This is a genomic window from Rhodococcus sp. P3_B8 (genome assembly GCF_056402775.1).
In genome coordinates this window covers 1-12,094 of record NZ_JBFUGT010000194.1, presented here as the reverse complement: position 1 = coordinate 12,094, position 12,094 = coordinate 1, and the positions used below count along the sequence as shown (strand labels likewise).

The following is a 12,094-nucleotide window of genomic DNA, read 5'->3' as shown; positions in this document are numbered from 1 at the left end:
GACCGGAGGTCGTTGACCGCCAGCTCGTCGGCGTCGTAGCGGCGGCGCAGGTCCTTCTTGTCGAGCTTGCCGACGCTGGTCTTGGGGAGGGCGTCGACGAAGGCCCACCGTTCGGGGAGCCACCAGCGTGCGACCTTGCCGTCGAGGAAGGCGAGAAGTTCGGGTGCGGTGGCGGTCGCGCCGGGGGCCAGGGTGACACAGACGAAGGGGCGTTCCTCCCATTTCGGGTCAGGTACGCCGATCACAGCAACCTCGATGATGGCGTCGTGCTCGAGCAGGGCATCTTCGAGTTCGACCGTGGAGATCCATTCTCCGCCGCTCTTGATGCCGTCCTTGAGTCGGTCCTTGAGCTGGATCCACCCACCATCGTGCAAGACCCCGAGGTCGCCGGTGCGCAACCAGCCGTCGTCGAACTTGTCCGGTGCTGCGGCGCGAAAATAGGTGCCCGCGATCGTCGCGCCGCGCAACTGGACTTCGCCGACGGACCGGCCGTCCCATGGCAACTCGTCGCCCGTTTCGCTGACGATGCGTGCCTGCACTCCGGGGACGATGCGCCCCGTCAGGCTCGCCCACTGTGCGAGGTCGGTGTCGGGTGTGTTGCGGGGTGGGCGGGAGAAGGTGAGCAGTGGGCTGGTCTCGGTCATGCCCCACCCTTGCGTCAACGCGACGCCGYGGTGGGTCGCCATGCTCCGTACCAGTGCGGCCGAGAGAGGTGAGCCACCGGACACGGCGAGCCGCAGGCTGGTGAGGTCGGCTGCGTTCGTGCGGGCGTATTCGTCGAGGCCGGTCCACAGTGTCGGCACGGCCGCGGCAGCCGTGGGCGCGAGGTCGGTGATGATGCGGGCCAGGTGGTTGATCTGGAGGTACCGGTCGTTGAGGATGATGTCGGCCCCGCTTGTCCAGGCGGCGTGCGGCCAGCCCCAGGCGTTGGCGTGGAACATCGGCACGATCGGCAGGACCCGGTCGGCGTCGGAGAATCCGAAGGCGCTGCCGGTGGAGATCTGCAGGCTGTGTAGGTAAATCGACCGGTGGCTGTAGGCAACGCCTTTCGGGTCGCCGGTGGTGCCGGTGGTGTAGCAGAGCGCGGCGGCGCTGCGTTCAGGCAGGCGCGGCCACCGGAAGTCGGTCTCGGTATCCAGCACGTCGTCGAGGCAGTGCAGTTGCACACCGGCGGGAACGGTCAGGTCCGCCTCGCCCGCGATGATCACGTGCTCCACGGTGGGGAGGCGGTCGATGATCCGCTGCAACTGGGGTACCAGATCGGCATCGACGAGGATCACCTTGTCCGCCGCGTGATTGGCGATGTAGACGATCTGATCATCGTGCAGTCGCAGATTCAGTGTGTGCAACACCGCCCCCATTCCCGGAACCGCGAAATAGGCAGCCAGATGCGCCGGGCTGTTCCAGCACAACGTAGCAACCACATCGTCCCCGGACACGCCGAGGCGGCGCAGACCTGCCGCGAGAGAAGTTACCTTGGAACCGAATTCGCGAAAAGACAGACGCAGCACCTCGCCGCCCTGATAGTGCAGAACCGAACTCTCCGGATGCGTGCGAAGCCCGTGCAGGAACAAATCCGACACGAGAAGGTCGACATCTTGCATGGTGCTGTGCATGGCAGGTCCGTCCTGGCGGTGAGGGAATCAGTGTCGTTCCGCTGCGCCGTCGGCCGAACTGCGGAACCGAGCCGGTCTTGACCCACGGACAGCTACTCCCTACCATAGACCGTACGTACGGTCAGTCAAGTACTGATTCCTGCTCGTCCATCCCTTCCTCCCTGCCCCGAAGGAAACGCCATGACGTTATCGGCCCTGCACACCGATCTCGGAAGTCCCGACGCGTACATTCACGGAGTTCCCCATGAGGTCTTCGCCGACCTCCGTCGCCACGAGCCGGTGGCGTGGATCGAGGAGCCTGCCGGTGAGGGTTTCGCCGGCGGCCCCGGTTTCTGGGCAGTCACCCGCTACGACGACGTGATGACGGTCTCGAAGAATCCGGACATCTTCTCCTCGCACAAGGGCGCGTCGTTCCTGCGTGATCAGCGGCCCCAGGATCTTGCGGCCCTGCAGCAGATGATGCTCAACCTCGATCCCCCGGACCACTCGCAGATGCGGTCGATCGTCAGCAAGGTGTTCACTCCGAAGATGGTGCGCGGGATGCTCGACAGCATCGCTGATCACGCCCGCGCCATCGTTGATGCGTTGCCCGACGACGGTGAGATCGACCTCGTCGAGCATGTCTCGGCGGAGATGCCGCTGCGGGTCCTCGCCGACGTCCTCGGTGTGCCGTCGGAAGATCGGCACCTGCTTTACGACTGGACCAATCGGATGGTCGGGCTCGACGACCCCTCCTATGGAGGGCGCGAGGCTTTCCTCTCTGCGTTCATCGAAATGTTCAAGTATTCCAACGCACACACCAAGGCCAAGCGCGCCGAACCCGGCTCCGATGTGTGGTCACTGATCGTCAATGCCGAAGTCGATGGTGCCCGCCTGTCGACCGAAGAGCTCAACCGCTTCTTCCAATTGCTGGTCATCGCTGGAAACGAAACGACGCGCAACCTGCTGACCGGTTTTGTCCTCACGCTGAGTGAGCACCCGGACGAGCGCAGCAAGCTGGCCACCGACCCGGCGTTGCTGCCGAAGGCCATCGAAGAAGTGCTGCGGTTCCACTCCCCCGTCATGCAATTCCGGCGCACGGTGACCCGGGAGACCGAACTCGGCGGCAAACAGCTGCACGAGGGACAGAAGGTGGTCATGTTCTACGTCTCGGCCAACCGGGACGAAGCACAATTCGACGACCCGGACACGTTCCGCATCGACCGCGGCGCTGCCAATCACCTTGCCTTCGGCGCCGGCACCCATTTCTGCCTGGGTAACAGCCTCGCGCGCCTCGAGGCGAAGGTGCTGCTCGAAACTCTGTTCGCGCGGTTCCCGCACTGGCAGGTCACCGGGCCGCCGGACCGTTTCCGGTCGAACTTCATCAATGGGATCAAGAAGCTTCCCGTTCACCTCGGAAAGGCCACGTCATGAAGCTTTGCGTCGACCGCACCAAGTGCACCGGCCTCGGAATCTGCGAATCCCTCGCCCCGGACTACTTCGAAATCGACGATGCCGGCCAATTGCTGGTGCTGCGCGAGCACACCGATGACCGCGACATCGATGATGTCCGTGCCGCCATCGAAGGGTGCCCGACCGAGGCACTCGCCCTTGTCGAGGACTGAGACCATGCCCGAGCAGAATCTCGTGGTGGTCGGGGCGTCGTTGGCGGGTCTGCGTGCCGCCGAGGCAGCCCGCAAGGCGGGATTCACCGGATCGGTGACCCTCGTCGGCGCCGAGGAACACCTGCCCTACGACCGCCCCCCGTTGTCGAAGGCGTACCTCGACCCTGGACCAACCCCTCCGGACACCACCTTCCGTGCCCGCAGCGCCCTCGACGACGCGGGAATCGACCTGCGTCTCGGCACCGTCGCCACCCGGCTCGACCCGAGCGAGAAAGTGATTCACACCTCGCACGGCTCACTGCCCTACGACATCGCCGTCATCGCGACCGGATCGTCGGCGCGGATGCTGCCGGGCACGGCCGCGATGGCCGGCGTCGTCACGCTACGCACACTCGACGACGCGGTCACCGTCCGCGCCGCCCTCGACAACCGGGCTCGCACAGTGGTCGTCGGTGCCGGATTCATCGGCTCCGAGGTTGCCTCGGGGGCACGAAAACGAGGCCTGGATGTCACCGTGGTGGAGTCGCTGCCGGTTCCCCTGGTGCGCGCGATCGGTACGGACATGGGCCGTGCGTGCGCGGACCTTCACCGGCGCAACGGAACGGATCTGCGCTGCGGCGTCGGGGTCGAGAAGGTGCTCGGCAACGGACATGTCGAGGCGGTGCAATTGTCGGATGGATCAACTCTCGAGGCAGATCTGGTCGTGGTCGGCGTCGGTGCGGACCCCGCCACCGAGTGGCTCGAGACCTCGGGTATCACTCTCGACCGCGGTGTCGTCTGCGACGAAACCATGGCGACCTCGCTGCCGGGGGTCTACGCCGCCGGCGACGTCGCCCGCTGGCACAATCCGCTCTTCGAGGCATCCATGCGGCTCGAGCACTGGACCAGTGCCGCCGAGCAGGGAGCCCTCGCCGTCCGCAACGCACTCGACCCACGAGCCGCGAAGCCGTACAGCACCGTGCCGTATTTTTGGTCCGACTGGTACGACACCCGAATTCAGTTCGTGGGAGTGCCCGAGGCCGACGAAATACGCGTTGTTACCGGACATCTCGACGACGGCCAGTTCGTGGCGCTCTACCGGCGCGGCGACCGGGTCGTGGGCGCGCTGGCCCTCGACCACCAGACCCACATCATGAAATATCGTGCCCTGATCGCCAAGAGTGCGAGCTGGGAGCAAGCGCTCGACTACGCGCGCACTCGCCAGCACAAGGACGCGGCGCTCGACGCGGGCCGCTGACACAAGGGCACCCGGACACACTGCAGAAAAGAGGGTCGATGCCAGAGCGCAACGCCACCATCGTCGGATACGGCCTCACCGAAGTGGGCAAGGTGTTCGGGAAGACCGCGCGTGGTTTCGCCGCGGAGGCGGTCCGGTTGGCTGTCGCCGACGCCGGACTGTCCCTCGGCGACGTCGACGGACTGCTGGTCAACGCCCGCGCGGGCACCGATCTGAATTTGACCCTCGCCCGCACTCTGGGGCTCGAGAACTTGCGACTATTGAGCGAGATCAATGCTTTCGGCGCCTCGGCCGCCATCATGATCGCCCAGGCCTCGAAGGCGGTGCTGTCCGGCGAAGCCGAGACGGTGGTGTGTGTGTTCGCCGACGACCCCAAGAAGCAGAACACCGGCGGAGCGCACGCGTACCGGGCAAGCTCCCTGACGGCGACGGGGTTCCGCAGCGCGGAGACCGCAGCCGGGTTCACCAGCGTCAATCACCGCTACGCACTGGCCGCTCGCCGCTACATGGACCACTACGGGCTCACCTCCTCCCACCTCGGCGCCGTGGCGGTGTCTCAGCGGGCGTGGGCACTCGACAATCCGGTGGCCCAGATGCGGTCACCGTTGACCCTGGACGAGTACCACCAGTCGCGATGGGTGGTCGAACCGCTACATCTGCTCGACTGCTGCCTCGTCTCCAACGGTGGTGCCGCAGTCGTGGTGACCACCCCGGAGCGAGCCCGGGATCTACCGAATACCCCGGTGTACGTCCGCGGGTGGGGCCAAGCCCACCCGGGATACGTCCTCGAACGTGACAGCGATTTCGGCCTCGTGACCGGCGCCGCCATATCCGGGCCGGCGGCGTTGAGGATGGCCGGAATGACCGTCGACGACATTGACCTGCGGGAAATCTACGATTGCTACACCTACACCCTCCTGGTGACGCTCGAGGACTACGGATTCTGCGGTAAGGGCGAAGCCGGGGAACTAGCCGCCAGCGGGGCACTCGCCCCCGGCGGCACCCTGCCCACCAACACGGGCGGCGGGCAACTGTCCTCTTTCTATCTGTGGGGCATGACCCCGTTGATAGAAGCCCTCACGCAACTGCGAGGAGAAGGCGGCCGACGGCAGATCCGTGAGCACGCCACCGCCATCGTCAGCGGCAACGGCGGCATTCTCGACCACCACGGCACCCTGGTTCTCGCCACCAACTCGGCGTGAACACCAGCAACGGAGAAGGAACACGATGAAATTTTCCGCCGTCCGGGACGAGACCTCGGCACCGTACTTCGATGCCCTCCGGGAGGGCAGGTTGATCTTGTGGTCATGCACCCGTTGTGGGCATATCGGCCGGCCCGACACCCTCAGCTGCAGCTCATGCCACAGCGACGAGCTCACGTGGGTCGGCTCCACTGGTGACGGGGTGGTGGTGTCCGCAGTCGTCGACCACGCGAGTGCGCCCGAGCCCACCGTCCTTGCGCTGGTCGAGCTCCGAGAAGGACCGTGGCTTGCCAGCCGCATCCTCGACGTCGCCACCGCGTCCGACGTCCCGGTATGCACACCGGTGCGGTTGCGCATCACCGAATTTGTCGACGGTGAAGCGATTCCCATGTTCGTTCTCGCCACCTGACCATCACATCGACGGTGCGCCGAATCCACGACTGATCACACAGCGCTTAGACTGACTGCACAATCAGGACCGTGAACGAGGTGGAGGTAGCGCGATGGCAAAGGCCGGTACCCGGCTGGCCGGAAAAGCCAACGAGATCCTCGAGGTCTTCACGCACAACGTCGCGCAGTTCGGCTACGACGGGACGAACCTGAGCGACATTGCCAACGAGTTGTCGATCTCCAAGGGCACGATCGTCCATCATTACGGCACCAAGGATCGCCTGCTCGCCGCCCTGCACACGTCCTACATGCGCCGCCGCCTCACCGAAGCGAAGCTACTGATCGGCAAACTCGATCATCCCGAGCAGCAACTCGCGGGACTGCTGTTCGCGTTCATCCTCTACCAAGAGCACGACCGCGACGCCACGATCGCGTTCCAGCGCGAGGTCATGCGCCTGGCAGCGCTCGATATCGACACCGAGGGACTCGAACTACGCGCCGAATACATCCAGTTGGTGCGTGACGTGATCGAAGCCGGAATCGCCGCGGGACGGCTTCGAAAAACGGATCTGCGGATTCAGTCACTGCTGATGTTCGGATCCGCGCAATGGGCCTACACCTGGTTCGACCCGAGCGGTGACGAATCCGCCGAAGAGGTCGGGGCAGCACTGGTCGATCTCGTGCTGGGCAGCCTCCTGGTCCGTCGCGCAGCGCTTCCGGCGTTGGCGGATCCGAAGGGCCTGGCCGCCCAGACTGCGCGGCAGTGCCTGCTCGAAGCGTCCGCCGAATCCGGCAGCGGGCTCCCTGCATCCTGACCACTACACCGCGTCGCGGCGAGACCAACGCTCGCGCCACGACGACGGTGGACCACGCCCGCCAGTTCAGCGGCACCTAGCGGGGAAAAGGGGCATCGGTCACCACTCGGTGCTGGGCCCATCCGTGTCGAGACTCTCTCCCGCCACGCGGAACTCCTGCACCGGGTCGGGTCGCTGAATACCAGGGCCATGAGTAGTCAGGCGGCCGCGCATATGCATGCGCACCGACCCTGGGATCAACGCGCATACGATCCGGACCTCTTTGCGTGGCAAGGATTTACGAACAGAAATCACATTCCTTCCGATAAGTGTCCCCACTGGGCACTCGGCACAGCGCCCCGACTGGATAGCCCCGGAGGCGAGAGCTCTCCATATTCGGTTCTTCCGGCCAAATTCTTCGGTGACCCCTTGTGCTGCACGTCACGATTCTGCTTTACTGACCGTGCGTACGGTCACTAGTTGAGCCGGGCGAAATGGACTGAACAATCCCCCTCGAGAGGTGCCTGATGGCTTCACCCATCCACCATGTCTTCGACCCGATCACATACTGGGTATCGCAGGATCCCACCCGAGTCGCGCTGCGATTCGAGGAAGAGTCGTGGACGTGGCAACAGTTGTCGGACCGGGTGCGGCGTAACGCCGCAGCACAGTCCGCACTCGGGCTGGCGCCCGGTGACCGGGTCGCGTTCCTGGACAAGAATCACCCCGCCAGCCTCGAGACCACGCTGGCGTGCGCCGTGGCCGGAACGGTGAACGCGGTACTGAACTACCGCCTCGCACCGTCCGAATTGGCCTACGTCATCAACGACAGCCGTGCCGAACTGCTGATCCTCGGCGCCGAATTCGTCGATGTCATCGACACGATCAAGCCGAACCTCGACCACGTGCGCACCATCATCGTGCTCGGTGGTGAGGCGGACGAGTACGAGGCATGGCTCGGCAAGGCCCCGCCGCGCGAGACTGCTCATCCAACCCATCCGGAGGATTGCTTCCTGCAGCTCTACACCTCCGGCACCACCGGGCACCCGAAAGGGGCCATGCTGACGCACCGTTCCGTGGGCGCGCACAGCATTGCGGCCAGCGCTGCCTTCGGCTTCGCCCGGGACAGCGTGAACATGGTGGCCATGCCGCTGTTTCATGTGGGCGGCACCAGTTGGGCGCTGGCCGYGATGTCGCAGGGCGCGGAGACGGTCCTCGTGCGTGAGGTCGTTCCCGCGATGGTTCTGGATCAGATCATCCGCCAGTCGGTCACCCATGCGTTCTTCGTCCCCGCTGTCATCCGGTTCTTCCTGCAGGTTCCGGGTGTGTCCGCACTGGACTTCCGGTCGCTGCGCTGCCTCGGATACGGCGGATCACCCATGCCCGAAGCCCTGCTCCGAGAGGCGATGAGCACCTTCGACGTCGACTTCTACCAGGTCTACGGCATGACCGAGGCGTCCGGAGTGTTCTGTGTACTCGGGCCGCAGCACCACCGCGATTCCGCCCGGCCCGAACGCCTCCGCGCAGCAGGCCAACCGATCGAGGGTGTCGAGGTCCGGGTGGTGGATCCGGCCTTCGGGGACGAAGTGCCCGTCGGTGAGGTCGGCGAATTCCAGATCCGCGGACCGCAGGTGATGACGGGATACTGGCAGCGCGAGTCGGACACCGCCGCCAGTTTCGATGGTGAGTGGTTCAAGACCGGCGACGCCGGCCGACGGGACCCCGATGGGTTCTACTACGTCGAAGACCGCGTCAAGGACRTCATCATCTCCGGCGGCGAGAACATCTATCCCGCCGAGGTGGAGCGCGTGGTCAGTGAGTTCCCCGGCGTCGCGGAAGTCGCCGTCATCGGCGTCCCCGACGACAAATGGGGCGAAGCGGTCCGCGCGGTCGTGGTCGCGGACAGCGGCACCGACATCGACGAAGACAAACTGCTCGACTTCTGTGCCGCTCATCTGGCCGGGTACAAGCGGCCCCGCACCATCGACATCGTTCCGAGCCTGCCGCGCAACGCGACAGGAAAGATCCTCAAACGCGATCTACGCGCACCCCATTGGGCGGGCCGCAGCCGATCGGTCTGACTCCAATCCGGTCAGCACACACCACTACCCATCCGAAAGGGACACCACCATGAGCTACTTCACCGACGCCGCCGAGGTCTACCGCTACCTGGGTGGAGTCTTCCGCGCAGCCAACGACGAACCGACCGCCGGCCCGGCGCTCAAGGAAGCCGACATCATCCTCCGACTCGACTACACCAACCCCGATTCGTCGATCACCGTCGCACTGAAGCCAGAAGGCATCGAGGTGATCGAAGGCGAAAACGACCTCATCCCGGACGTCCGGTTGGCGATGTCCGCCGACAACGGCAACAAGTTCTGGCGCGGTGAGTACAACGTGGCGGTGGGGTTGGYCAAGGGCCAGGTCAAGGCCAAGGGCCCGGTGTCGAAGATCCTCAAGCTGATTCCGATCTCCAAGCCGCTGTTCCCGATCTACAAGAACCTGGTCGCCGAGAAAGACGCCCAGCACAGCTGATCCCCCGGCACCCGAGCAAGGACATCGCATGACAGCCACACCGCACTACACCCAGTTCATCGACGGTCATTGGGTCGATACCGACCGCACGTTCGACATCATCGACCCCGCGAACGGCGAACTGGTCGCCACCGCCGCCCGCGGCTCCGTCGAGAACCTCGACCAGGCGGTCGCCGCAGCCCAAGCCGCCCACGCCCGGGGCGAGTGGCGCTCGAAGACGCCGGACGAACGCGCCGACATCCTGTCGGCGATGGTCGCCGACCTGTCCGAGCGCATGGACGAACTGGTCGCTCTGCACGTCAAGGAGAACGGCGTCACCATCCGCCAGGCAATGGCCTTCCACGTCGGGTATTCGATCTCGCACCTGCAGTACTTCGCCGACCTGGCCCGCACCTACGAATTCGAACGATCCGGTCCGCAATTGTCCTACCCCACACTGGCATCCGGGATCGTGCGCCGGGAACCGATCGGTGTGGTCGGCGGCATCGTGCCGTGGAACTTCCCGCTGCTGCTTGCTGTGTGGAAACTCGGTCCCGCCCTGGCGGCCGGCAACACCATCGTGCTCAAGCCCGACGAAAAGACGCCCCTCACCCTGCTCGAACTGGCCAAGTCCGCAGAACGAGCCGGGCTGCCGAAAGGTGTCCTCAACATCGTCACCGGTGCCGGTGAAGAAGTCGGAGCCCGTCTCGCCGCCCACCCGGACGTACGCAAGATCGCCTTCACCGGGTCGACGGCGGTCGGCCGGGAGATCAGCAAGCTCGCCGCGGAGAACATCAAGAAGGTCACCCTCGAGCTCGGCGGCAAGGGACCGAACATCGTGCTCGCCGACGCCGACATCGCCTCCGCGGTCGACGGGGCACTCTTCGCCTGCTTCCTCTACGCCGGTCAGGCGTGCGAGTCGGGAACCCGGTTGCTGCTGCCCGAGAGCCTGCACGACGAATTCGTCGACCGCCTGGTTCAGCGGGCGGCGACCATCAAGGTCGGCGACCCGTCTGAGTTCGACACCGACATCGGCCCGGTCATCTCCGCGGAGCAACATGCCCGGATTCTGGACTACATCGAAATCGGCCAGAAGGAGGGCGCAACCCTCGCGTTCGGCGGTGAACCGCCCACCGGAGCGCAGTTCGAGCAGGGGAACTGGGTGCGCCCGACGATCTTCACCGATGTCACGCCCGACATGCGCATCGCCCGTGAGGAGATCTTCGGTCCCGTCCTGTCGGTTCTGAAGTACCGCACCGTCGACGACGCCGTCGCRATCGCCAACGACTCCGAGTACGGATTGTCGGCCGGGGTGTGGAGCGAAGACCTCGAGGCTGCACTCGACGTCGCGGCGCGAATCGAGTCGGGCACCGTCTGGATCAACGACTGGCACATGGTCAACGCTCTCTACCCCTTCGGCGGTTACAAGCAGAGCGGGAACGGCCGCGAACTCGGACCCCACGCGCTCGACGAGTACACCGAGGAGAAGTTCGTCCACGTCGACCTCTCACGCTCCCTCGATCGCAAGGTGTACGACCTCGTCCTGCCCGCGGCCCAGTCGGCGGTGGACCGATGACCCACGCACGTGTCGCGCTGTTCGAGGCGCCGGACGAGAAGCTCACGGTTGTCGATGTGCAGGTCGGTCCGCTCGCCGAGGACGAGATCCGGATCCGCGTCGCCGGCGTCGGGATCTGCCACACGGACCTCACCGCTCTGCGTGGCGGTGTTCCCCTGCCCTTGCCGGCGGTGGTCGGCCACGAAGCATCCGGGATCGTCGAAGAGGTCGGGGCCGAGGTGACGACCCTCGTACCCGGTGACCACGTCGTGGTCAGCTTCGACTCCTGCCGAACGTGCACTCAATGCACCTCGGGTCGGCCGGCCTACTGCGAGCTGTTCGCGGCGCTGAACTACTTCGGCACACGCCTGGACGGCTCGACCACCATGAGCCGGGACGGCGAACCGGTCCACGGCAACTGGTTCGGCCAATCCTCATTCGGAACCCACGCCGTCGCGAGCGTACGCAACGCCGTCAAGGTCGACGAATCCTTGCCCCTACACCTGTTGGGGCCCCTCGGCTGCAGCCTGCAGACCGGGGCCGGCACCGTGATGAGTGTCCTGCGGGCAAAACCCGGGCAGAGCATTGCGGTGTTCGGTCTCGGCGCTGTCGGGCTCAGCGCTCTCATGGCGGCCAAAGCGCTCGGCTGCACACCGATCATCGCAATCGATCCGAATCCGGAACGTCTGAACCTGGCCACCGAACTCGGCGCCACCCACACCCTCGACCCCAATGCGATCGACGACCTCGCGTGGGCCGTCACCGACATCAGCGCCAACGGTGTCGATTTCAGCGTCGACGCCGTGGGGCTCGAGTCCGTCGTGCAACAGGCGCTGGCAGTGCTGCGCTCCCCAGGCATCTGCGCCACCCTCGGACTACAAGGCCTCGAAAACGACATCGTGATCGACCAAGGCCACCTACTACTCGGTCGCACACTCACCGGCGTCATCGAAGGCGACGTCGACCCCCACCAGTTCATCCCCCAGTTGGTCGACCTGTGGAAAAACGGACAGTTCCCCTTCGACAAACTGATCGAGACCTACACCCTGCCGGACATCAACGAGGCCATCGCGGCAGCCGCCGCGGGTTCGGTCATCAAACCGGTGATCGTATTCGACTGAACACAAGATACCGGGAAACATGCTCGATCATCGTGGCGAGAGTGTCCCGCCTGTCTGTGAC

General features: G+C 65.2%; 11 protein-coding genes. 10 read left to right on the top strand and 1 reads right to left on the bottom strand.

Going from position 1 to position 12,094, the window contains the following annotated elements; translation table 11 throughout:
* A partial coding sequence (locus tag AC1D1G_RS32640; RefSeq protein WP_477955322.1) for a fatty acid--CoA ligase occupies window positions 1–1,616 on the bottom strand: 1,616 nt, incomplete at its 3' end.
* Between the two features lie 180 nt (window positions 1,617–1,796).
* On the opposite strand from AC1D1G_RS32640, the gene AC1D1G_RS32635 reads away from it, so the two are divergent.
* The 10 genes from AC1D1G_RS32635 to AC1D1G_RS32590 all read left to right on the top strand — a co-directional run bounded on the left by AC1D1G_RS32635 (window position 1,797) and on the right by AC1D1G_RS32590 (window position 12,033).
* Complete coding sequence (locus AC1D1G_RS32635; protein ID WP_283353219.1) at window positions 1,797–3,029, top strand: cytochrome P450; 1,233 nt, start codon at window positions 1,797–1,799, stop codon at window positions 3,027–3,029.
* Complete coding sequence (locus AC1D1G_RS32630) at window positions 3,026–3,220, top strand: ferredoxin (RefSeq protein ID WP_283353220.1); 195 nt, start codon at window positions 3,026–3,028, stop codon at window positions 3,218–3,220. The genes AC1D1G_RS32635 and AC1D1G_RS32630 overlap by 4 nt, the downstream gene beginning before the upstream one ends.
* Before the next feature lie 4 nt (window positions 3,221–3,224).
* On the top strand, window positions 3,225–4,457 hold the full coding sequence (locus tag AC1D1G_RS32625; protein WP_283353221.1) for an NAD(P)/FAD-dependent oxidoreductase: 1,233 nt from the start codon (window positions 3,225–3,227) through the stop codon (window positions 4,455–4,457).
* 38 nt (window positions 4,458–4,495) lie between these two features.
* A complete protein-coding gene (locus tag AC1D1G_RS32620) occupies window positions 4,496–5,659 on the top strand; it encodes a thiolase family protein (protein ID WP_269592828.1) in 1,164 nt (387 codons plus the stop codon).
* A 25-nt stretch (window positions 5,660–5,684) separates the two neighbouring features.
* Entirely contained in the window at window positions 5,685–6,068 is a 384-nt protein-coding gene (locus AC1D1G_RS32615; RefSeq protein WP_477955318.1) for a Zn-ribbon domain-containing OB-fold protein, read from the top strand.
* 94 nt (window positions 6,069–6,162) lie between these two features.
* On the top strand, window positions 6,163–6,864 hold the full coding sequence (locus AC1D1G_RS32610) for a TetR/AcrR family transcriptional regulator (RefSeq protein ID WP_005262669.1): 702 nt from the start codon (window positions 6,163–6,165) through the stop codon (window positions 6,862–6,864).
* 506 nt (window positions 6,865–7,370) lie between these two features.
* Entirely contained in the window at window positions 7,371–8,924 is a 1,554-nt protein-coding gene (locus AC1D1G_RS32605) for a long-chain-fatty-acid--CoA ligase (RefSeq protein WP_477955315.1), read from the top strand.
* Between the two features lie 49 nt (window positions 8,925–8,973).
* Window positions 8,974–9,378 (top strand): SCP2 sterol-binding domain-containing protein, encoded by a 405-nt coding sequence (locus tag AC1D1G_RS32600; protein WP_477955313.1) that lies wholly within the window; start codon window positions 8,974–8,976, stop codon window positions 9,376–9,378.
* Window positions 9,379–9,406: 28 nt separating this feature from the next.
* Window positions 9,407–10,933, top strand: coding sequence for an aldehyde dehydrogenase family protein (locus AC1D1G_RS32595; protein ID WP_283353223.1), 1,527 nt, complete (start codon window positions 9,407–9,409; stop codon window positions 10,931–10,933).
* A complete protein-coding gene (locus tag AC1D1G_RS32590) occupies window positions 10,930–12,033 on the top strand; it encodes an NAD(P)-dependent alcohol dehydrogenase (RefSeq protein ID WP_283353224.1) in 1,104 nt (367 codons plus the stop codon). The genes AC1D1G_RS32595 and AC1D1G_RS32590 overlap by 4 nt, the downstream gene beginning before the upstream one ends.
* Window positions 12,034–12,094 lie beyond the last annotated feature (61 nt).